The sequence below is a fragment of the Corallococcus sp. AB032C genome (assembly GCF_003668935.1).
GTDB classification, from domain to species: Bacteria; Myxococcota; Myxococcia; order Myxococcales; family Myxococcaceae; genus Corallococcus; species Corallococcus exiguus.
Window position 1 is genome coordinate 1 of the sequence record NZ_RAWP01000016.1, and the last position, 21,529, is coordinate 21,529.

Genomic DNA, 21,529 nt, shown 5'->3' on the forward strand with positions numbered 1-21,529 from the left:
CGCCCGCCCCACGCCCGGAGGCCGCTCCTCCCGCGTCCGGCGGTGAATGCCCGCCGCACGACGACTTCGACGACCCCATCGCGTCCTGGTAGGGAACCAGGGCATGAGCGTGCCCCGCCCCAACCCCCTGCTGTCGGACCGCGACGTGGACTTCCAGCTCTACGAAGCGCTGGACACCACCGCCCTCTGCGCGCTGCCTGCCTTCCAGGAGCACTCGCGCGACACCTTCGCGCTCCTCCTGGACAGCACCCGCCGCTTCGCCCGTGAGGTGCTCGCCCCCACCTACCGGCCCATGGACGCCGCCCCGCCCGTCTTCGAACACGGCCGCGTGCGCGTCCATCCGGCCATGCGCTCGCTCTACGCCGGCATGGTCGACCTGGGCCTGCTCACCGCCACCCGCCCTCCCGACGTCGGCGGCCAACAGCTCCCCCTCACCGTGCACGCCGTGGCCAGCGCCTACCTCATGGCCGCCAACCTCAGCGCCTATGGCTACCTGGGCCTCACCATTGGCGCCGCGCACCTCCTGGAGGTCTTCGGCACGCCCTTCCTGCGCGACACCTTCATGGCCCGGCTGTACCGAGGCGAGTGGACCGGCACCATGGCCCTCACCGAGCCCCAGGCCGGCAGCAGCCTCGCGGACGTGAAGACGCGCGCCATGCCCGCGCCGGACGGCTCCTACCGCCTGCAGGGCTCCAAAATCTTCATCAGCGGCGGCGACCAGGACTTCACCGACAACGTCGTGCACCTCACCCTCGCCCGCATCGAGGGCGCGGAGGGCGGCACGCGCGGCGTGTCCCTCTTCGCCGTGCCCGCGCGCAGGCCCCAGGGGGACACCTTCGTCCCCAACGACGTCCAGGTGGCCGGCGTCATCCACAAGATTGGCTGGCGCGGCCTGCCCAGCCTCGTCCTCAACTTCGGCGAAGCCAATGACTGTCACGGCTGGCTCGTGGGCCAGCCCGGACGCGGGCTCGCGTGCATGTTCCAGATGATGAACGAGGCGCGCATCATGGTGGGCCTCAACGGCGTGTCCACCGCCGCCGTCGCCTACCAGGAGTCGCTCGCCTACGCGCGAGAGCGCCCCCAGGGCCGCCCCGCCGGCATCCGCGACACCACGCGCGCCCAGTCCCCCATCATCGAACACGCGGACGTGCGGCGCATGCTGCTGCGCCAGAAGGCCATCGTGGAGGGCGGCCTCGCGCTCCTGCTCACCGCCTCCACGCAGGCGGACCTCGCCCACCACGCCCCGGACGAAGCCACGCGCAAGCGCGCGCAGCTGCTGCTGGACCTGCTCACGCCCATCGCCAAGACGTTCCCCGCGGAGAAGGGCTTCGAAGCCAACGCGCTCGCGCTCCAGATTCATGGCGGCTACGGCTACTCCAGCGAGTACCTCCCGGAAGCGTGGCTGCGCGACCAGAAGCTCAACAGCATCCACGAGGGCACCACCGGCATCCAGGGCCTGGACCTGCTCGGGCGCAAGGCGGTGGCGGAGGGCGGCGCCGCGCTCCAGGCGCTCGACGAGGAGGTGCGGGCCACCACCGCCCGCGCCCGCGCCGCCGAAGTGGAGCCCGCGTGGAGCGACGCGCTGGAGGACGCGCTCCAGCAGGCCGCGGCCCTCACGCTGGAGCTGGGCGCGCGCGGCATGGCGGGGGAAGTGGACGTGATGCTCCGCCACAGCACGGACTTCCTGGAGCTCTTCAGCGTGGTGGCCGTGGCGTGGCGCTGGCTCGCGCAGGCCGCCGCCGCGAAGGAGGGACTCGCGCGCGCGCCCACGCCGGAGGACAGCGCCTTCTACGAGGGAAAGCTCGCCGCCGCGCAGTACTGGTTCGCGGTGGAGGTGCCGCGCGTGCCGCTGCTCGCCCACCTGTGCCGCACGGGCGAGGACTCCTACGCGCGCATGCGCCCGGACTGGTTCTGACATGTCCGTCTCCTTCCACCTGTGCCAGCCCGGCGCGGGCGCCTCGTGTGGCGCCTGCTGCGGCCTCTACAACTTCCGGGACCACTCGCGCGCGGCGCTGACCCGGCGGCTCGCCACGCAGACGGAGCGGCTCTCCCGCACGCCCCACACGCCCGAGGCCTACGCCGACGCCGCGCGCGAGCTCACCGCGAACCGGGACGCCCCCGCGCTCTTCCCCATCGTGCGGGTGTGTCCCCTGCTGGGCTTCCTGGACGCGGAGCACCAGCGCGTGGGCTGCCTGGGCCACCCGCTGGTGACGGGCGGCACGGACCTGCGCGACTGCGGCGTCTACCGCGCCACCGTCTGTGAGACGTTCACCTGTCCGTCCTTCGGCTGGCTCACCGACGCCCAGGCCCGACTGGTCCAGGCCGCGTGCGCGGACTGGTACCTCTACGGCCTGGTCATCACCGACGTGGAGTTCGTGCGCGGCTGCCTGAAGCTCCTCGAGTGGGAGCTGGGAGGCCCCGCGTCCCCGGACCTGATGCGCGAGCGTCCCGAATCGCTCGCCGCCGTGCGCCGCCTCTTCGCCCTCAAGGAGACGGCCCCCGGCCGCGACGGACAGGCCACCGTGTTCGGCCGCTTCACCCACGACACGGAAGGCGAACCCGCCCCGCGTTCACTCGACTACGCGGCGCTGGGCACGCGCGCCGCCCCCGAGGACGACGTGGTGCTGTGCCTGGGCTACACGCCCTCGGATGCGACGGAGCTGCTCACCGCCAGGGCGCTGGTGCGCGAGCACGTGCGCGCCGTGGCCGCCACCTTCCCCGCGTAGCCTCCGCCATCCAGTAGCCAACACCCCGCGGCACGCCGGACGCTTGCAACGGCAGGGGGCCGTCCGCAGGTTCGCCTGCGGGAGGGTCGGCGGATGGGTGGACGGTGGATGTGGTTGGGGATGGTGGGGCTGTGCTCGCTTGCTTCCGGCTGTCGGGAGGATGACACCGAGGACGCGGTGCCGGCGTCACCGACGACGATGCAGGCCCGCGACTCCGCGAGCGGCGGGCTGTTGGTGCCGGCCACACCCGCGCTGGCGCGGAACACCGTGGACGGCAACCGCGCCCCAAGCGGCGACGCGCTGCCCGCTGCGAACGCGCAGGTGCCTCCGGACACGGCGCCGCCACCCGGTGCCCTGCCGCGGCCAGGCCCCCGCGTGAACGAACCCGCGCAGGGCACCACGGCGCAGGCCCCGGCCCGTCAGAACGCCCAGGCGACCCCGAACGCCGCCCGGCCCCAGCAGGCCGCCCCGGCGAATGCGAACACCCAGCAGGCGAACGCCCCGCAGCGGCCCCAGGCCAACCCGGACGGCACGCCCGCGACGCAGGCGCCCGCCGAGGGCCGCGTGATGATTGGCGCCCAGGCCGTGCAGGCCAACGACGACGAGTCCTGGTACGAGGGCGCGGCCAAGGCAGCGCAGGCGGCGGTGACGGACACCTCCGCCAACCGGCCGCTGGAGCAGGTCGTCATCGCGTCCAGCACGGTGAGCGGCCGGGTCACGCGCGTGGGCAGGGACACCCTGCACGTGCGCGACGGCGAGGGCACCGTCTACGAGCTCCAGCTCGACCAGCGCAGCCGAGGCCTGCGCCAGGGCCAGCGCGTTCCCCTCAAGGAAATCCAGGAGGGCACGCCGGTGCGCGCGCAGTTCGTCCTCATGGGCGGCCGCACCGTCGCGCGCGACGTGCAGGTGCGGCGCTAGCTCGCGTTTCGTCCAACGCCCGAAACGACGACACCCGGGAAGCCATGAGGGCTCCCCGGGTGCCTGTGTTCGTCCCGGCCCCCTTCACGCGAAGAGAGCCGGGCTGGAAGCGGATGCGACTACCAGACGGCCTTGAGCGTCACGCCCGAGTAGGCGCTGTAGCCACGGATCTTCACGTAGTACTTGCCCGCGGTCGTCTTGGTGATGCTGCACGACTCGTTGTTGCCGGACAGGTACGGACGGCAGTCGTACGAGGTGGTCGTCGGCGAGGAGCCGAACTTCACGTGCATGTCCGCGTCGCCCGTGCCGCCCGCGGTGGAGAAGGTGACCGTCTTGTTCGCCGGCACGTCCACGGTGATCCACTCGTTGGTGAAGGAGCCGGAGGCGCCGGAGATGCCCGTCACCGGCACGTTGTTCTGCAGCACGTTGCCGCCACCACCGCCGGGAGCCGTGAAGCTGCCCTTCAGCGTCACGTTCGCGTACGTGGCGTAGGCGTTCAGCATCACGTAGTAGGTGCCCGCCTGGATGTTGGTGATGGTGCACGTCTCGGCGTTGCCGCTGGCGTACGGACGGCAGTCGTAGGTCGAGGAGTCCGGCACCGCGCCGAACTTCACGTACAGGTCCGCGTCACCCGTGCCACCGGAGATGGTGAACGTCAGCGCCGTGGCGCCCGCGGGGACCACCAGCGAGAAGTACTTGCTGTTGCCCGAGCTGTCGGCAACCGTCACGGCCGTGCCGTTGGTCAGCGGGGTGGAGGTCGGGGGCGTCACAGTGCCACCCACGCCCACCGCTTCCCAGGCGGTCTTCACCGCGTCCTGCGTGGCCTGGTCGTAGCCCAGGTCCGAGGCGGCCTGGATGGTCCACGTCTTGGCCTGCGCGAACGTGGTGCCCGCCGTGTAGATGTCGGTGTTGGCCTTGTACCAGATGCGAGCGGCCTTCTCGACGCCGATGGCAGGCACCGTGGGGCCACCCGAGCGGCGCGGGTGCACGCCACCCTTGGAGAGCAGCGCGAACGCCAGGTTCGGCACGCCGGAGCTGTAGTGCACGTCCGTGCCGGACGTCACGTTGGCCGCCCAGTCCTTGGACGCGCCGTCCTTCGCCGGGTCGTCCATGTAGCGCAGGGCGTCGTTCGGCGTGCCCGGCGTCCACACGTCCTCGCCCACCATCCAGATGTCCGCCGCGGTGCTCCAGCCGTTGACGCGGCTCTCGCAGACGGCGCCGAAGGTGTCGGACATCGCCTCGTTGAGGCCGCCGGACTGGCCGGAGTACGTGAGGTTGGACTCGTACTCCGTCACGGCGTGGGTCAGCTCGTGGACGGTGACGTCCGCGTCCTTGCCCAGCTCGATGGAGTTCACGCCGTCGCCGTCGCCGTACACCATCTGGGTGCCGTCCCAGTAGGCGTTCACGTAGTTGCGGCTGTAGTGCACCGTGCTGATGAGCGCCGTGCCCGCGTTGTTCAGCGAGTCGCGGTTGAACAGCACCTTGTAGCAGTCGTAGGTGTAGCCCAGCATGTCGTAGTTCATGTCGACATGCGAGTCACCGATGGCCGCTTGGCCCTCGCTGCGCTTGAGCGTGCCCGGGGTGCTGGTGCCGTTGTTCGCGCTGTACACCTTGCGATTGAGCGCGGTGTGGATCTCCGGCGCGCGCAGCACGATGGAGCCGTCCTGGGCGCTCACGTACACGCGGTCGCGCAGGGGCATCAGGTCGTTCTCGCCCGTGACCTTCACCTCGTACGCCAGGCGCAGCGCGCCTTCCTCGGTGCGCACGTACACCAGGCGGGGAGCACCCTGGACCTCCAGGCCCGTGCCCACCGTGGAGCTCAGCGCCGCATCCCGCGCGGACGCGGACGCGATGCGCGGCAGCGCGGACACGCTCAGGCCGTCGCGCGCGGAGCCGTTGGCGCGGAACACCGTGCCATCCGGACGCACGTGCACCACCAGCTCACCGCCGACCACTTCCAGGCCGTTCTTCGTCTGCGTGAAGCGCAGGTGCTGGTTGCCCTGCTCGTCGGTGTTCGACTTGCGCAGCACCATGTCGTCCGCGTTCAGCCGGAACGCCGGCGCCACGCCCGCCACCGCCTGGCGGCTCGCGTCCAGCGTGTTCAGCGTCCGCTCCACCCGGCCCAGCTCGCCCCGGATGCTGTCGGGGATGCCGTCCGCGTGCACGCCCAGCACCTGGGCACCACCGAGCGCGTTCAGCGTGCTCTGGATGTCCTCGCCCGACTTCTCCTGCTCAGGCGCCTGAACCTCTTCGCCCGTGGAACCCTGCGTACCGCACGCCGTCAGAGCCACGCCCAACCAGGCCGCGCCAATCGTCTTCAACAGTCGATGAGCCAACGCGATACCTCCAAGAAGAAACAGCGGGATGATACGTGACACACTTGAAATCATCAGAGCAACTACTTTTTGGAGAAAGTACGTTTAGCTACTTTCACCCGCCCAGCCGAACAAGACCAGAAAACCTGAATTGCAGTTCTGGAAAATTTCAACAACTTTGCAGCTCTTCACCGGCTCTCCCGAGGAAACGGACCTGGCCCCAGGATGTCTCAAAAAATGTTTCATGAGACGGGCGGGAGGATGCATCAGGGGGCTGACATGACGCGGAACGCCGGGCGCCGGTGGACGGGAGGGCTGTGCGTGGGGGTGCTGCTGGCGCTCACGGCCTGCGCGTCCCGAGCGCCGGTGGTGACGGAGGTGCCAGCGCCACCCACGTTGTCGGTGGCGCAGGTGGCGCGGCTCCTGCCCGCGAAGGTGAAGGGGGCGGAGCGCGAGGGTTGGGCGGGCGACGTGCTGGCGGCCCTGGACGCGGAGGCGATTCCCGCCGCGGCGCCGGAGGTGTGTCAGGTGCTGGCCATCATCGAACAGGAGTCCGGCTTCCAGGCGGACCCCGCCGTGCCGGGGCTGCCCAGGATGGTGCGTCAGAAGCTGGACGGCACGGCGGGACGGCTGGGTCCCCTGGGACGCCGGCTGCTGGAGGACGTCCTCGCGGCGAAGCCGAAGGGGGCGAAGCGCACCTTCGGGGCGCGGCTGGACACCCTGCGCACGGAGCGGGACCTGGACCGGCTCTTCCGGGACATGCTGGCGTACTACGAAGCGGAGTACCCGGCGGCGTACGCGGCCGCGGACCTGGCCAGCTCGCTGTTCGGCCCGTCCTCGTTCGCGGGGCAGAACCCCGTCACCACCGCGGGCTCCATGCAGGTCAGCGTGCGCTACGCGGTGCGGAAGGCGGGCCCGGACGAAGATCCGGTGGCGGTGCGCGAGTCGCTCTACACGCGCGCGGGAGGCGTGCGCTACGGCACCGCCCGGCTCTTGGGCTTCGAGGCCGCGTACGACGCACCGCTCTACCGCTTCGCGGACTACAACAGCGGCGTCTACAGCTCGCGCAACGCGGCGCTCCAGGCCCAGGTCAGCCGGCTCACCGGCGTCGCCCTGGCGACCGACGGCGACCTCCAGCTGTACGACAAGGAGGGTGAGCCGCGCGGCGAGGACAGCCAGAGCCTCAAGGCGCTGCTCCTCTTCCGTCAGCGCTACGCGCCGGACCTGAGCGAGCGCCGGGTGCGCCGGGACGTGGAGGAGGAGAAGACGGCGGACTTCGAGAAGACGGACACGTACCTGGCGGTGAAGCGCGTGTACGCGAACCGGACGGGACAGGCGCCCGCCTACGCCCAGCTGCCCCAGGTGACGCTCAAGAGCGTGAAGCTGAGCGGGGAGCGCTCCACCGCGTGGTTCGCGAAGTCGGTGGACGCCCGCTACCAGCAGTGCATGGCCCGCCACCGCCAGCCTGCGCGGTAGCGGGCCGCCACGTCCGGACTACGGCGTGGTGAAGACGGCGCTGAACGTGTCCGCGGTGACGGTGGGCAGCAGCTCCGCGGTGACGTACGGGGCCCGCGAGGGCTCGTAGTTCGGAGAGCCGTCCGCCATCACGCGCACGTAGTAGGTCGACCCGGGCAGCAGCAGGCCCGGCGGCAGGCGGACCTGCGTCCGGTCACCGGGCACGTAGAAGCGCTGCGTCGGGTTGGCGGCGAAGGTGTCCATCAGCTGGATGACGGACACGGTGTAGTTCCGAGGCGTGCCCAGGACGGGGGCCCGCCAGGTGATGACCGGCTGGTTGGAGCCCACGACGCGCGACACATAGGCATCCACGCCGTCGATGCGCAGCTCCCGCGGCGGCGAGAGGTTCGGCTGGATGGGGCCGGCGATGAGGTGGTCCAGCCGGTCGGTGACGAAGATGTTGCCGCTGGGGTAGTGGGTCCGGCCTCCCACGACGACGGGCGTCGCGGACCGGAACGAATAGCCGGCGGAGCCCACCACGCCCCAGCTGGACGGATAGGGATTGCCGTAGGCCAGCCGGCTCGCGATGACGCCATTCTCGCCGCGCGGCAGCCACATGTTGAGCAGCTCCCCCTGGTAGCCCACCCAGCCGTGCTGGTAGCCGAACGGCGCGGGCACCAGCGACAACGAGGGATAGTTGAGCGTGCCGCTGGGGTTCGCGTCCGAGCGCCAACGGGTGAACTCGTTCAGGCGCCACTCCAGGGAGAAGGGCGTCTGCCTCACGGGCTCCAACGTGGCCGCCAGCGGCAGCGGAGTGGTGCCGTCCGGCGTGAACGAGAACGACGGCAGGTGCGCGCTGCTCACCAGCGACTGGTACGCCAGGGTCCCGCCGCTCGGCAGCGTCCCGGCCTGCACGGAGTTGAACTGGTTCACGTAGATGCGGTCGCCCTTCGACGCATCCAGGACGGGCGCCCCGTAGCCGGTGCTGATGAACGCGGAGGAGTACGGGTCGACGATGGACGTGTCCCCGGCCTGGGCCCACACGTTCAACGAGCTGTACAGGTCCACGTCCGCGCTGATGAGCTGCACGGAGCTGCCCGGCTCGGAGATGGACGAATAGTCCTGCCAGGGATCCAGGTTGAAGAGCTCCGCCGACACGGGGGACTCGGTGACGGGTACGTAGAAGGCATCCGGCCGGCCGATGCGGTTGACGCCCAGGTCGAAGCGGCGCTCGCGCGTCAGGAAGTAGTGCCGGCTCGAGCGCAGGAAGTACTCACCGTCCGGAACGTTGTCGAAGCGCATGCCCCCCGCCACCGGCGTGCCGGTGTACCGGTCGAAGGCGACGCCGTTGGGGACGAGGATCTCCAGGTCGCGGCCGGCCAGGTTCTGGGGCACCACTGTCACCCCGGCGCTGGAGTGGAAGCGCGTGTCCGCCGTCACCAGCACGGACGTGCCCGCATCCACCGGACCGGAGCCCGCGTCAGGCTCACCACAGCCCGGCAGCATGTCCTCGTTGGCGATGACCGCCGTCCCCTCGCGGGGGTCCAGGGCGATTTCGGGAGGGTTCACCTCCTCGGAGGAAGGCGCGGCTTCCCCGCAGCCCAGCCAGGCAGCGCAGGTGGGGACGAGCAACAACGACAGACGTCGCAAGGACATGATGGGCCTTCGTGACAAGCAATCGCAATGATTGTCGGGTCCCGGCCCAAACCAGACGCCGCCCTCTATACGCGAAGGGTCTGACTTTCTGGATATTTACTTTTTGATGGGTAATTCAGGTGGGCGCATTTCAAGGCTTGCGCCCACCTCCGTCTGGCATTTACCGGCCCGGCGCCGTCGGCGGGGCGAAGCGCTTGTCGGAGAGCTTCATCTCCGTGACAGGACCGTACTTGCGGGCCACGTCGCGCAGGGCCTCCGCCTTGCCAATGAGGACGAACGTCAGGTCCTCCTGGGCGGGCAGGACGCGCTGGAGCACGGTGTGCACGCTGTCGCGGGTGGCCGCGGACACGGCATCCGCGAACCCGTTCACGTCCTGTGCGTCCAGCCCGTAGAAGGCCAGCTCCGACAGCTTCATGGCCAGTTGCTCCCCGGTCTCCAGCGTCGGAGGGAACTGCCCCAGGACATAGGCCTTGGCGGAGGCGAGCATGGCGTCGTCCATGCCGTCCTGGCGGTAGCGCGCGAGCACGTCCAGTGCCAGGTCGATGGCACGGCCCGTGGAGGCCGTCTGGGTATAGGACGTGAGGACGACGGTGCCGGGCTGGAGGGCCGTGGCCAACGAGGAGCGCGCACCGTAGGTGAGGCCGGTCTTCACGCGCAGCTCGGTGTTGAGCAGCGAGGTGAAGCGGCCGCCCAGCACGGTGTTGCCCAGCTCCGCCACGACGCGGTCCGGGTCGGTGCGGCGGATGCCGGTGTTGCCAATGGCGAAGTAGGTCTGGGTGGCGTCGGGCTTGTCCACCAGCAGCACGTGGCGGCCCTTCGTGGGCGCGGTGGGAGCCACCGCGGCGAACGACTGTGCCGCCGGGGCCCATCCGCCCAGCGCGGCCTCCAGCTTCGCGGCCAGCTGCTTCGCGTCGAAGTCGCCCACGACGGAGAGGATGAGCCGGTCCCCGCCCAGGTTCGCCTTCGCCCAGCCGAGCACGTCGCTCCGGCTGATGCCCGGCAGCGACGCCTCACTGCCCACCGCGGATCCGCCGTACGGGTGCGAGGGGAAGTGGAAGGCGTTGAAGTACACGCCAATGAGAACGCGCGGGTCGCCGTCCTTGGCGGAGGCGAGCTCGGACACGCGCAGCGCGCGGGCCTTCTCCAGCTCCTGCGCGTCGAAGCGCGGGCGCACGAGCATGTCCGACAGCAGCTCCACCATCAGCGCGGTGTCGCGGGACTGGAAGCCGCCGTTGAGGACGAGCCCCTCGCGCCCGGGGATGATCTCCAGCTCGCCGCCCACGCCGTCCACTGCGTCAGCGAACTGCTGGGCGTTGCGGGAGCCCGCGCCCTTCTGGAGCAGCTCGGCGGTGAGCGCGGCCAGGCCCTCCTTGCCCGCGGGGTCGGTGACGGCACCGCCCTTGAGCCACGCGCTGAAGGACACCAACGGCAGCTCGTGCTTCTCCACGAGGAGCAGCCGTACGCCATTCTTCAGCGTGACGGAGGTCGTCTCCGGCAGCGTCACGCCCTTCGTGGACAGCGGGACCGCGGGCGCGGGCGTGGCCGGTGCCGGGGCTTCCGGCGGCGTGGGCGCGGAGGAGGGAGCGGGCGTCGGCGCGGTCGCGCACGCGGAGGTGAACAGCAGCGCGGCGAGGGTGGAGCGCATCATGTGGGGACCCGAGAAACGAAGGCGGAAGGAAGCACTCATCGCGCGGACTCCTTGCTGGCCGGGGCAGCGGGAGCCGTGGTGGGGACGAGCCAGCCCACGGTGCGGTGGTCGGGGTTGAAGATGCGGGCGGCCAGCGCCTTCACGCCGTCGCGGGTGACCTGCTCGTAGCGCGAGGGCGCGTCGAACAGGGCCTTCCAGTCTCCCCGGAAGGTGGCGGCGTTCCCCAGCTCGCGGGAGCGGCCGCTGTTGGTCTCCAGCTTGCGCCAGAAGGTGGCCAGGGCCACGTTGCGCGCCTTGCGCAGCTCCGCGTCGGTGACACCGTCCTTCACCACGCGAGCCAGCTCCGCGGTGAGCAGCGCCTCCGTCTTCGCCAGGTCACCGCCCGGCGTCAGGTCCACGGAGAACCAGACGAGCGACGGGTCGAATCCCCCGGCCGTGGAGCTCCGGACGCGGATGGCCACGCGCGCCTCGTCCACCAGCTTGCGGTGCAGGCGCGACGAGTCCCCGTGCGAGAGGATGAGGCCCAAGAGCTCCAGCGTCTCCATGTCCGGGTCGTTGGCGGCGAGGCCGTGGTAGGCGACCTGGAGCAGCGGGGACTGCGCCAGCTTCTTCACGACGATGCGCCGCTCGCCCTGCTGTTCGGGTTCCTTGGTGCGCACGGGCTCTGGCGCGGGCTGCGAGGGGATGGTGCCCAGCGTGGCCTCCACCTGCTCGAAGACGCGGGCCGGATCCAGGTCGCCCGCGAGGACGAGCGTGGCGTTGTTGGGGGCGTAGTACGTCTTGAAGTACTGCTGGAGGTCCTCCATGCGCCAGGACTCGATGTCGGACGGCCAGCCGATGACGGGAATCTGGTACGGATGCGCGACGAAGGCGGTGGCCTGCAGCTGCTCCTGGAGCGCGCCGTTGTTGTCATTGTCCACGCCCGAGCGGCGCTCGGAGTAGACGACACCGCGCTCGGACTCGATGACCTTGGGGTCGAAGGAGAGCGACTGGAGCCGGTCCTGTTCCAGGTCCAGGATGAGGGGCAGCGCGGAGGCCGGGAACCAGTCCAGGTAGACGGTGACGTCCTCGGAGGTGAAGGCGTTGTTGGAGCCGCCGTTGGCCTCCATGACGCGGTCGAACTCACCGGGGCCGTACTTCTTCGCGCCGTTGAACATCATGTGCTCGAAGAAGTGGGACAGGCCGGTGATGCCGGGGCGCTCGTTGCGGCTGCCCACGCGGAACCAGTTGGCGAGCGCCACGTTGGGGATGTCGTGGTCCGGCCAGACGATGACGGTGAGCCCGTTCTTCAGCGTGCGGGCCTGGATGTCCGAGCCCAGCTTCGCGACGGGGGTGGAGGCGGCTGCGGGCTTCGCGGAAGGCTCGGCGACGGCCTGGGCCCCGGCCTGGGGCGCACCCAGGAGGGCCAGACAGGCGAACCACGACAACGGTGGACGGAACATCCTTGCTCCTGGGGAGGGACCACGGCGGCGCCCGGGAACGGGCGGCCACGCACCCTATTCCAGAAACGCCGCGTGGGTGCGCGGCTCCGGCTCAATCCTCGGGGGTCCCCGCGCCGAAGCGCAGCAGCCCCAGGAGCTGCGTGGGGGACAGCGCGGCCGCGCCGTCCGCCTCGGACAGGAGGCTGTCCGCCAGCTCCCGCTTCTCCGCGTGGAGGGCGAGGATGGCCTCCTCGATGGTGCCTTCGGAGACGAACCGCGACACGGTGACGGGACGCGTCTGCCCGATGCGGTGGGCCCGGTCGGAGGCCTGGTCCTCCACCGCGGGGTTCCACCACGGATCCAGATGGAGCACGTGGTCCGCGCCGGTGAGGTTGAGGCCGGTGCCGCCTGCCTTGAGCGAGATGAGGAAGAGCGCGCCCTCCCCTCGCTGGAAGGCCTCCACGCGGGCCTGCCGCTCCGCCGCGGGCGTCCGTCCATCCAGGTACTGGAACGAAATGCCCCGCGCCTCCAGCGCGTCGCGCACCAGGGCCAGGTGGCGAACGAACTGGCTGAAGACGAGCGCGCGGCCTCCCTCCGCCATCAACTCGTCCACCCGCTCCAGCACGCGCTCCAGCTTGGAGGAGGACAGCCCCGTGTCCGGATCCACCAGGCGGGGATGACAGGCGGCCAATCGCAGTCGGGTGAGCGCGGCCAGCATCTCGAAGCGCTGGTCTCCGCCAGGAGTTCCCTCGCCCAGCCGGGCCAGGGCCGCGAGCCGCACGTCGTCGTACACGCGCCGCTCGGCGTCCGACAGCGTGACGGGCACCACCGTGTCCACGCGCGGAGGCAGCTCGCGCGCCACGTTTGCCTTGGTGCGGCGCAGGAGGAAGGGGCGCACCAGCCGGGCCAGGGACGCGCGCGCATCCGCGTTCCGGTCCCGCTCGATGGGGACGGCGAACCGCGAGTGGAAGGACTCGCGCCCGCCCAGCAGGCCGGGGAACAGCAGGTGGAAGAGGCTCCACAGCTCGGACAGGCGGTTCTCCACCGGCGTGCCGGTGAGCGCCACGCGGGCCTCGGCCTTCACGCCGCGCAGCGCGCGGGCCCGGGCCGTGTCCGGGTTCTTCACCGCCTGCGCTTCGTCCACCACCAGCGTGGCGAAGGTCACATCCGAAAGCTTCGCGGCGTCCCTCGCCAGGAGTCCGTAGCTGATGATCAGCACGTCCCGGGGCCCCAGCCGGGCCGGCAGGGCGTCCCGGTCCGCGTCCTGCCAGACGTGCACGCGCAGCGACGGCGCGAAGCGGGCGGCCTCGCGCACCCAGTTGCCGCGCAGGGACGTGGGCGCCACCACCAGCGCGGGGCCGGCCGCCGCGCGAAACAGCAGCAGGGCCAGCGCCTGGACCGTCTTGCCCAGGCCCATGTCGTCCGCGAGGCACGCGCCCGCGCCCCACGAGGCCAGCCGCGCGAGCCACACGAAGCCCTCGCGCTGGTAGTCGCGCAGCTCCGCCTTCAGGCTCCGGGGCACGCGCACCGCGCGCGCGTGGGCATCACGGATGCGCTTCGCCAGTTGGAGCCAGTCCGGGGGCGCCTGGACGCTCGCGCCCGCCTTCTTCAGCGTGTCCAGCGCGGGCGCCGCCGCGGCGCTCACCTCCAGTCCCTTGCGCCCCGGGTGCGCCACGTCCGCGAGCGGGGTCAGCTGCTCGCGCAGCGCCTCCGTCAGGCGCATCCAGCGCCCCTTCCCCAGCGGGACATAACGCTGGCGGCGGCGCACGGCCTCCAGCAGGACCGCCAGCTCCACGCGCGCGCCCTCCAGCTCCACGCCGCCCTTCGCGCCGAACCAGTCGTGCTCCCGCAGGATCTGGACCCGCACGTTCGAGGTCTCCGGGCGCGTCACGGTCCAGGGCTGCTCCGCCCACTCCACGCGCAGCTCCGGACCCGCGAGCGGCTCCAGCGCCTCCAGCAACTGGAGCGCGTCCTCGGCGGTGTCGCGCGTGAAGTGATACATGCCGGTCGGCAATGACAGACGCGAGAGGAGCGCGTCCGCCTCCTTCCGCTCCGCGTCCAGGTCGCGCCGGACCATGACGCGCTCCTTGTCCCGCTGGCCGCGGACCACGGGAGCGCCCTCGCCCACGGGCTGGGGAGGCGCCTCCGGCAGGGGCCTCACGAGGAGCGAGACCTCCAGCGCGGAGTCCTCCACCGCGCGCAGCCGCGCCAGCAGGCCCGGGCTGGCCTCCACGGGGCGGGGCTCCAGGGCCGGCGGCAGCGCCACCGGGAAGGCCGCCTCCAGCGTGGAGAGGTGCTCCAGGAACGCGCCGCGCTGCCCCTCGGAGACGTAGGTGCCGTGGCTCGCCAGGGATTCGAGCAGGGCCCTTGCGTCGGGGGGCACGTTCACCAGGGTGACCCCCGGCGCGGCGGGCTCGACGAGCAGCCACGGCTGGGAGGTCAGCGGCCCCTCGGGAGGCGGCGTCAGGGCCTCCGCGGTCACGGGGCGCCCGTCCACCGCGGGCCGCAGGCGCAGGGCCTGTCCGTCCTGCTCCAGGGCGAAGCCCAGCGACGCCTCCCGCACCCGCGCCGGGGCGTCCGCGCCGCCGGCGATCCGGAGCCGGGGGCTGCGCGCGAGCGACCGCAGCGCCTGGAGCAGCAGCGCGTACGGCGCGCCGCCCCCCATGTCGTCCAGGGGCCCGTCGTATATCCCATACATCGCCGAGTGCCGATCCATCCGCTCCCCCGCGTCGAGGAGGGACCAGGCGCGGCGCTCATCCGGGTCCTGGAGCGACTGGAGCAGCTTGCCGCGGTCGTACCCGGCGACGGACTGGCCCTGGGTCAGGCCCCCCTTCTTCGAGGGGAAGTGCAGATAGGGCCGGAGCCGCCAGCCGCGCGAGGACTCCGGCTCCAGCCGGAAGGTGACGAAGCGCCCTTCCGCCGGGGCCTCTTCGCGAACCGTCCGCTCCAGGGCGGAGGCCGTCAGCGCGGACAGCAGCTCACGCCCCGGCGCTTCGAGCAACAGCTCCGCCAGCCGCGCGGCGAGTGAGGCCTGCTTCGGCTGCACCAGGAACGCCAGCGCCGCGTCGACGGCGGTCAGGGCATGGGCGCAGGTGGCCTCGGCGTCCCCGGGGCTGCACTGACAGGCCACGCCCGGGCGGCCCTCCATCAGGGCGCGAGGGTCGAGCCCGGTGAAGCCCTCGGCCTGGGCGCTCTCGAGGTGGTGCGTGGGGCGCCACAGCGCGAGCTCCGGGTCCTTCACGAGCAGCCGCAAGGGGCGCTCCGCGAGGATGACCGTGGGAACCGGGGACAACGAGCGGGGCAGGGACTGCTCGCGGATCCGCGCGCGGGCCCGCGTCAGCGCCTCCATCAGCGGGGCGAGGCGGCCATCCGTGGGCGGCGGCAGGGGCTGCGCGGAGGCTTCATGGGCCAGCCCGCGCGACACGCGCCCGGCCTCGTCGCGGACCCACTGCCAGGCGGCCTCCGCGAGCATCTCCTGCTCCGGGGCCGTCGCGCGGCGGAGCTTCGAGCTGCCCTCCAGCGCGTCCACCACCGTGGCCTTGCGCAGCGCGGGGAGGACGTACCGCGTGGAGGGGGCGGACAACAGGGGCGCCAGCACGGCCAGGGGCACGGCGCGGGCACGTCCGACCTGGTGCTCCACCAGCCACTTCTGGATGTCGGTGGGCGCGGAGGGCCGCGCGGGGGCCTCCACGCGGCGCTCGGAAACAGACGGCTGGGGCGGAGCAGCGCGCCGCACCTGGAGCCTGGAGGTCTGGAGCCACGCGAGCCCGACCGCGACCGCGTGCGCACAGACCCCCTCGTCCCAGTACGCGGCGCATTCACACTCGAGCAGCAGCCCCCGGGAGTCGGGGTCCACGCAGAGGGCCGCGTCGAACATGCGCCCGGAGCCTTCTTCGGTGACGGTCCCCCGGACACACTCCTGGGAGGGCGGCCGCACGTCCACCACATCCTGAAGGAGCCACCGCCGGGCCTGGGCGAACATCTCCCGGTCGGCCAGCTCCTGGAGATGTTTCCGGGTGATCCGTTGCCGGAGCGAAGAGGAGGACGAGGCTGGCGCGGAGGCGGAGCGGGAGGGCATCGAATGGAAAAACTACCCATGGGGTGGCCTTCCAACGAGCCTTTTCCTCAAGTCGTCACGCTGGAGCCTCCACGAGTGGACACCCGGCGGCCCGGCGAGCGCTCCCTTGACGCTCAGGCGCCCAGCACCTCCCGCAGCACGACCTGGAAGTAGTTCGTGCTGCCGACGTGCGCGGAGTACAGCCGGGCGGACTGGTGGAGGCGCTGGGCGACGGCCTCGAACTCCGCCTGGCTGACGTCGCGCAGGGACAGGTACAGGCGGGCGGCGGCGCGCAGGTAGGAGAAGAGGGCGTTCTTGTGGTGGCCGTCGGGCCGGCGCGCGAGGTGCCGGTAGAGCTGGGAGAACTCCTGGTCGACCTCGGCGTGGCGGGTGTCGCGGCAGAAGCCGGCGGCGGTGGCCTCGATGAGGAAGAAGAACGGCTCGTATTCCGGGAAGGGAGGCCGGGAGAAGTCAGGGGGCTGCTTGTTCCCGGTCCACAGCGCGGAGATGGGCTGCAGGCGCACGTGGGCGGTGACGTCACCGAAGCGCACGGGCACCTCGTCGCCCACGACCTTCACCTGGCCCTGCTCGTCCCGTTCCACGGGGATGAACAGGCGCATGGGGTCCTCCACCTTCACGCCCGCCTTCTCCAGTTCCGCCACCACGTTCGCGTCCATTGCGTTGATGAACCTCCGGGACACCCATCTACCGCGTCGCGCCCGGATGTGCACCCGGGACCCTCCCGTATTCCCAACCTGCCCCGCGGGCCCCCGTACCGGGAGTGCCGTTGACAGCGCGGATGCGAAGGCCTCGAATGACACACAGTCCTTCCAGAGGTGACTCATGTCACAACGCATCCCCCCGATACTCATGCTGTGTTTGGCGGCTGGCAGTCTTTTCACGGGATGCGGCGGAGGCAGCCTGGAAGCGGTGAGCACCTCCGAGTGCTCCACGGGCATGAAGTGGACGGGCGGAGACAGCGGCAACGCCCTGATGCATCCCGGTGGCAACTGCATCCAATGCCATACAGACCGGGGCGAGGGGCCGAAGTTCGTGGTGGCGGGGACCGTCCAGGCCACCGCGCACGAGGCGGACGACTGCGCGGGCATCGAGGGCGCCCAGGTCGTCATCACCGACGCCAATCAGAAGGCATACACCCTGACGGCCAATGCCTCCGGCAACTTCTTCCTCAAGGCCGAAGACGCGAAGAACTTCGCGCTCCCCTACACCGCCCGCGTCACCCACGGTGGCACCCAGTGGGCCATGAACAGCTCACAGGGCACCGGGGCCTGCGGCTCCTGCCACACCGTGGCCGGCGCGAATGGCGCCCCCGGACGCATCAGCCCCCCGTAACGACGCCGCCCGCCAGCGCGGACAAAAACAAAGGGCGCCGGACCGGAGTCCGACGCCCTTCAGATTCTTCGTACTGGTGTGCCCAAGGGCGGAATCGAACCACCGACACGGGGATTTTCAGTCCCCTGCTCTACCGACTGAGCTACTTGGGCGTACCGCGCACCGCGAGCGGCAGCGCCGATTTACGGTTACTGGCCCGCGACGTCAACCTCTTTCCGCCAGCCCTCCCCCCTCGCTCGACACTCAGGCCGCCAGCCGGGGCGCTTCGCCATCCCAGGCCGTGCAGCCCGCCGTCAGCCGCTGGCGCAGCTTCTGGCGCAGCCCCTGCTCGATCTGCCGGATGCGCACCGCCGTCACCCCGAAGCGCTTCGCCAGGAACTCCGCGCTCACCCCGTCCTCCACCAGCATCCGCTCCTTCACCAGCGCCCGCTCCCTCGCGTCCAGCTCCGGCCAGGCCGCCGCCACGCTCTGGTGCAGCTTCTCCGCCCATTCTCCCCGGTCCGCCTGCTCCTCCGCCGAGTCCTCGTCCGACTCCAGCATGTCCAGCCGCGTCACGTCCCCTTCCAGGCCCAGGGGCGCGTTCAGGGACACGTCCTTCGCCAGCGCGTCCGTCCCCCGCACCACGTCCTCCTCCTTCTTGCCCAGCGCCTCGGCCAGCCGCTTCGTCACCTCCGGGTGGCCCTCGCCCCAGCGGGCCTCCAGCCGCGCTCGCTCGCGCCGGAGCTGGAAGACGATCCACGGCGCGCGGCCCCCCGCCATACTCCAGGTGCGGGACACGTACGCCCGGATGCGCGCGCGGATCCACTGCTGCGCGTAGGCACCGAACGGCACTCCCCGCTCCTCGAACCGGCGCGCCGCCTCCACCAGGCCGACGTTGCCCTCCGACATCAGCTCCTCCAGCGACAGGCCCGTCCAGCGGTACTTCCAGGCCAGCCGACGAACCAGCTCCAGGTGCCCCCGCACCCGCATCTCCACTTCCGCCGAGTCCACCTCGGTCTCCACTCCCTCCACCGTCGTGGACTCAAGCTCCTCGTAGATGGCTTCCATGACGCGTACCTCCCCAATCAGTCCCCCGCGCACCCATCGCGCGGTGACGGACGTAGAGATAAGCGGGGACGACACTTTAAAAAATGAGCTAGTTTGGATGAAACCCTTCGGTTATTTCTAAGTCATGGCGTGGCTCAACTACCACCATCTCCTGTATTTCTGGACGGTTGCGCGGGCGGGCAGCATCGCCAAGGCGAGTGAAGAGCTGCACCTCGCCCAGCCCACCATCAGCGCCCAAATCAAGCTGCTGGAGGAGTCGCTGGGCCACCAGCTCTTCGAGCGCAAGGGCCGCAAGCTCGTCCTGTCCGACGTGGGCCGCACCGTCATGCGCTACGCGGACGAAATCTTCCGCCTGGGCAACGAGCTGAAGAACGTCGTCTCCGGCCTGCCCACCGGCCAGCAGCTGCGCCTCAACGTGGGCGTGCTCGACGTCATCCCCAAGCTCGTCGCCGAGCAGCTGCTCAAGCCCGCGCTGGATGCCGGGCCCTCGCTGCGCATCATCTGCCGCGAGAGCCCCCTGCCCCAATTGCTCGCACAGCTGGCGCTGCATGAGCTGGACGTGGTGCTCGCGGACGCGCCTGGCTCCGAGCCCGTCAGCGTCCGGTCCTTCAACCACCTGCTGGGCAAGTGCGGCGTGACGTTCTTCGCCGCCCAACCGCTCGCGCACCTGCGCAAGGACTTCCCGCGCTCGCTCGACGGCGCTCCCATGCTGCTGCCGTCGGAGGAGTCGTCGGTGCGCCGCTCGCTGGACCTGTGGTTCGAGCGGCTCGGCATCCGGCCCCTCATCGCCGGCGACTTCGACGACAGCGCGCTGCTCCAGGCCTTCGGACAGAAGGGGCACGGCATCTTCGCCATGCCCTCCATCATCGACGCCGAGGTGCAACGACAGTTCAACGTCACCGCCATCGGGCACACCGACGAAATCGAGCAGTGCTTCTACGCCATCACCGTGGAGCGCCGCCTGCGCCACCCCGCCGTCGTCGCCATCGCCGAAGCAGCGCGCTCGCACATCTTCGGCGGTTGAACCGCGTCACCCGTCCGCGAGGAACACCTCCGCGCCCGACACCACCGTGGCCAGCACGCGCGCGTCCACCAGCGCCGCCGCGGGCCCCTCCAGCGGATCCTCCGACAGCGCGACGAAGTCCGCGTCCAGACCGGGCTTCAGCCTTCCGCGCCGAGCCTCCTCGAAGGACGCCCACGCGGGCCCCACCGTGAAGCCCTCCAGCGCCTCCGCCGCGCTCAGGCGCTCCTCCGGATACCAGCCGCCCTCCGGCCAGCCCTTCGCGTCCTGCCGCGTGCGCGCCGCGTAGAGCCCCGCGAGCACGTCCGGGTTCTCGATGGGGAAGTCACTGCCCAGCGCCAGGTGCGCGCCCGCGTCCTTCAGCGTGCGCCAGGCGTAGGCGCCCCGGAGCCGCTCGCGCCCCAGCCGCGTCTGTGCCCAGGGCATGTCGCTGGTGGCGTGCGTGGGCTGCACGCTGGCCACCAGGCCCGCCGCGCCCAACCTCCGGATGTCCTCCAGCCGCAGGATCTGCGCGTGCTCCACGCGGTGACGCAGGGCCTGCGTGCCCGTCCGCTCCGCGCCTCGCAGGAGGACGTCCACGACCAATGTATTGGCACGGTCTCCAATGGCGTGGATGCACACCTGGAAGCCCCGCGACATGAAGGCCTGTGCCCGCGCTTCGAGTTCCTCGGGCGACAGGAGCAGCAGGCCGCGCTGGCCGGGCTCGTCGCTGTAGTCTTCGTGGAGCGCCGCGCCCCGGCTCCCCAGCGCGCCATCCGCCAGGAACTTCACCGAGCGCATGGACAGGTGACGCCCCTGCCATGGGCCCTGATCCAGATAGGCGTGCCGCTCACCGCCCTGCCCCGCCGCCATCGCATACACGCGCAGGGGCAAGGTCCCCGCGGCGTCCCAGTCCTGCAACATGCGGAAGGCCTGCAGGTCCATGCCCGCGTCGTGCACGCCCGTGAGCCCGACCTGCGCGCACCGCTCCAGGGCGGCTCGCAACCGGGTCTCCAATTGTTCACGCGTGGGCGCGGGAATGGCGGCCTCCACCACGTCCATCGCGTTGTCCACGAGGACGCCGGTGGGCTCGCCGTTCGCGCCCTTGAGGATGCGGCCTCCTGGCGGATCCGGCGTGTCCCGCGTGATGCCCGCGCGGCGCAGCGCCTCGCCGTTCACCCAGGCCGCGTGATGATCCACCCGCATGAGGAATACGGGCGTCGTGGAGAAGCGCGCATCCAGGTCCTCGCGGCCAGGGAACTCGGCGCCGGGCCACTCGTTCTGGTCCCAGCCCTTGCCGAGCAACCAGTCCCCCTGGAAGCTCGACGCGGGCGCCTTCGCCAGGCGCTGGAGGACGTCCTCCACCGAGGGCGCCTTCTCCAGGCGCACCGTGGTCAGGCTCTTGCCCAGGCCGTGCAGGTGCGCGTGCGCGTCCACCAGGCCGGGCACCACCGTGGCGCGGCCCAGGTCCACTTCACGCGCGCCAGGCCCCGCGGCGGCGCGCGCTTCCGCGAGCGTCCCCACCGCGAGCACCCTTCCGTCGCGCACCGCCAATGCTTCCGCGCGCGGACGCTCCGCATCGAGCGTCCACACGCGCTCCGCCCTGTAGACCGTGGTCTCCGCCGTCATGGCGCGGAAGACTACCCGCCGCCCTCGGGGAAGCCACCGTCCACGTCCGGCGCATTGACGGGACCCGCGGGGCCCGCCGGTTCGTTGGGCACGTTCTGGATGACTTCGCGGTTCGTGTCCGGGCCCTGGATGGGCATCTGGTCCTCAGTCCCCGGGGGCTGGGTGGTCCTGCAAGCTCCCGCCCCAACAGCGGACAGGCCCAGAGCAGCGATGATCAGCACGGCGCGGCGCATGAAACCTCCTGGAAGAAGAGCGAGAGGCTGACCCTAAGGAGGTGCGTCCTTCTCCAGCAACGCGCATCCCC

General features: G+C 71.1%; 15 protein-coding genes and 1 tRNA gene. 6 read left to right on the forward strand and 10 right to left on the reverse strand.

What is annotated here, in order from left to right:
- The first annotated feature begins 103 nt into the window (after positions 1-103).
- The 3 genes from D7X99_RS09585 (at position 104) to D7X99_RS09595 (ending at position 3,644) form a co-directional block, all read left to right on the forward strand.
- A complete protein-coding gene (locus tag D7X99_RS09585; RefSeq protein ID WP_121777503.1) occupies positions 104-1,915 on the forward strand; it encodes an acyl-CoA dehydrogenase in 1,812 nt (603 codons plus the stop codon).
- A 1-nt stretch (position 1,916) separates the two neighbouring features.
- Complete coding sequence (locus D7X99_RS09590; protein WP_121777504.1) at positions 1,917-2,726, forward strand: hypothetical protein; 810 nt, start codon at positions 1,917-1,919, stop codon at positions 2,724-2,726.
- A 93-nt stretch (positions 2,727-2,819) separates the two neighbouring features.
- Positions 2,820-3,644 carry a hypothetical protein gene (locus D7X99_RS09595; RefSeq protein ID WP_147476096.1) on the forward strand — a complete coding sequence of 275 codons (825 nt, stop codon included), beginning with the start codon at positions 2,820-2,822 and terminating at the stop codon, positions 3,642-3,644.
- 119 nt (positions 3,645-3,763) lie between these two features.
- Here D7X99_RS09595 and D7X99_RS09600 read toward each other — a convergent pair whose 3' ends face one another.
- Entirely contained in the window at positions 3,764-5,980 is a 2,217-nt protein-coding gene (locus D7X99_RS09600; RefSeq protein WP_121777506.1) for a M4 family metallopeptidase, read from the reverse strand.
- A gap of 258 nt (positions 5,981-6,238) precedes the next feature.
- On the opposite strand from D7X99_RS09600, the gene D7X99_RS09605 reads away from it, so the two are divergent.
- Positions 6,239-7,435: a DUF1615 domain-containing protein gene (locus tag D7X99_RS09605; protein WP_121777507.1), complete on the forward strand. Its 1,197-nt coding sequence runs from the start codon at positions 6,239-6,241 to the stop codon at positions 7,433-7,435.
- An 18-nt stretch (positions 7,436-7,453) separates the two neighbouring features.
- Here the strand turns inward: D7X99_RS09605 and D7X99_RS09610 are convergent, their stop codons facing one another.
- The 5 genes from D7X99_RS09610 to D7X99_RS09630 all read right to left on the reverse strand — a co-directional run bounded on the left by D7X99_RS09610 (position 7,454) and on the right by D7X99_RS09630 (position 16,873).
- A complete protein-coding gene (locus D7X99_RS09610; protein WP_147476097.1) occupies positions 7,454-9,070 on the reverse strand; it encodes a fibronectin type III domain-containing protein in 1,617 nt (538 codons plus the stop codon).
- Between the two features lie 160 nt (positions 9,071-9,230).
- On the reverse strand, positions 9,231-10,718 hold the full coding sequence (locus tag D7X99_RS09615) for a pitrilysin family protein (protein ID WP_233613243.1): 1,488 nt from the start codon (positions 10,716-10,718) through the stop codon (positions 9,231-9,233).
- 35 nt (positions 10,719-10,753) lie between these two features.
- Positions 10,754-12,160 (reverse strand): pitrilysin family protein, encoded by a 1,407-nt coding sequence (locus D7X99_RS09620; protein ID WP_121777510.1) that lies wholly within the window; start codon positions 12,158-12,160, stop codon positions 10,754-10,756.
- 91 nt (positions 12,161-12,251) lie between these two features.
- Positions 12,252-16,217: a DEAD/DEAH box helicase gene (locus D7X99_RS09625; protein WP_121777511.1), complete on the reverse strand. Its 3,966-nt coding sequence runs from the start codon at positions 16,215-16,217 to the stop codon at positions 12,252-12,254.
- A 113-nt stretch (positions 16,218-16,330) separates the two neighbouring features.
- On the reverse strand, positions 16,331-16,873 hold the full coding sequence (locus D7X99_RS09630; RefSeq protein ID WP_121777512.1) for a hypothetical protein: 543 nt from the start codon (positions 16,871-16,873) through the stop codon (positions 16,331-16,333).
- Positions 16,874-17,126: 253 nt separating this feature from the next.
- Here D7X99_RS09630 and D7X99_RS09635 point away from each other — a divergent pair, with 253 nt between their 5' ends.
- Positions 17,127-17,549, forward strand: coding sequence for a hypothetical protein (locus tag D7X99_RS09635; RefSeq protein WP_121777513.1), 423 nt, complete (start codon positions 17,127-17,129; stop codon positions 17,547-17,549).
- A gap of 79 nt (positions 17,550-17,628) precedes the next feature.
- Here the strand turns inward: D7X99_RS09635 and D7X99_RS09640 are convergent.
- Positions 17,629-17,701 (reverse strand) — tRNA-Phe (locus D7X99_RS09640).
- 91 nt (positions 17,702-17,792) lie between these two features.
- Positions 17,793-18,596 (reverse strand): sigma-70 family RNA polymerase sigma factor, encoded by an 804-nt coding sequence (locus tag D7X99_RS09645; RefSeq protein WP_121777514.1) that lies wholly within the window; start codon positions 18,594-18,596, stop codon positions 17,793-17,795.
- 124 nt (positions 18,597-18,720) lie between these two features.
- Between D7X99_RS09645 and nhaR the strand changes: the two genes are divergently transcribed.
- A complete protein-coding gene (nhaR, locus tag D7X99_RS09650; protein WP_014393518.1) occupies positions 18,721-19,620 on the forward strand; it encodes a transcriptional activator NhaR in 900 nt (299 codons plus the stop codon).
- A 6-nt stretch (positions 19,621-19,626) separates the two neighbouring features.
- On the opposite strand, the gene D7X99_RS09655 is transcribed toward nhaR, so the two are convergent.
- Positions 19,627-21,225 (reverse strand): amidohydrolase, encoded by a 1,599-nt coding sequence (locus D7X99_RS09655; RefSeq protein WP_121777515.1) that lies wholly within the window; start codon positions 21,223-21,225, stop codon positions 19,627-19,629.
- Between the two features lie 11 nt (positions 21,226-21,236).
- The gene (locus tag D7X99_RS09660; RefSeq protein WP_120577435.1) at positions 21,237-21,458 is read right to left on the reverse strand and encodes a hypothetical protein; all 222 of its coding nucleotides are present in this window, start codon (positions 21,456-21,458) and stop codon (positions 21,237-21,239) included.
- Between the last annotated feature and the right edge of the window lie 71 nt (positions 21,459-21,529).

Excerpts from the sequence above, each read along its gene's own strand:
- D7X99_RS09655 (WP_121777515.1), bottom strand. The coding sequence starts at position 21,225 with ATGACGGCGGAGACCACGGTCTACAGGGCGGAGCGCGTGTGGACGCTC.
- D7X99_RS09590 (WP_121777504.1), top strand. The coding sequence starts at position 1,917 with ATGTCCGTCTCCTTCCACCTGTGCCAGCCCGGCGCGGGCGCCTCGTGT.
- D7X99_RS09585 (WP_121777503.1), top strand. The coding sequence starts at position 104 with ATGAGCGTGCCCCGCCCCAACCCCCTGCTGTCGGACCGCGACGTGGAC.
- D7X99_RS09605 (WP_121777507.1), top strand. The coding sequence starts at position 6,239 with ATGACGCGGAACGCCGGGCGCCGGTGGACGGGAGGGCTGTGCGTGGGG.
- D7X99_RS09610 (WP_147476097.1), bottom strand. The coding sequence starts at position 9,070 with ATGTCCTTGCGACGTCTGTCGTTGTTGCTCGTCCCCACCTGCGCTGCC.
- D7X99_RS09615 (WP_233613243.1), bottom strand. The coding sequence starts at position 10,718 with ATGATGCGCTCCACCCTCGCCGCGCTGCTGTTCACCTCCGCGTGCGCG.
- D7X99_RS09660 (WP_120577435.1), bottom strand. The coding sequence starts at position 21,458 with ATGCGCCGCGCCGTGCTGATCATCGCTGCTCTGGGCCTGTCCGCTGTT.
- D7X99_RS09630 (WP_121777512.1), bottom strand. The coding sequence starts at position 16,873 with ATGGACGCGAACGTGGTGGCGGAACTGGAGAAGGCGGGCGTGAAGGTG.
- nhaR (WP_014393518.1), top strand. The coding sequence starts at position 18,721 with ATGGCGTGGCTCAACTACCACCATCTCCTGTATTTCTGGACGGTTGCG.
- D7X99_RS09620 (WP_121777510.1), bottom strand. The coding sequence starts at position 12,160 with ATGTTCCGTCCACCGTTGTCGTGGTTCGCCTGTCTGGCCCTCCTGGGT.
- D7X99_RS09625 (WP_121777511.1), bottom strand. The coding sequence starts at position 16,217 with ATGCCCTCCCGCTCCGCCTCCGCGCCAGCCTCGTCCTCCTCTTCGCTC.
- D7X99_RS09645 (WP_121777514.1), bottom strand. The coding sequence starts at position 18,596 with ATGGAAGCCATCTACGAGGAGCTTGAGTCCACGACGGTGGAGGGAGTG.
- D7X99_RS09595 (WP_147476096.1), top strand. The coding sequence starts at position 2,820 with ATGGGTGGACGGTGGATGTGGTTGGGGATGGTGGGGCTGTGCTCGCTT.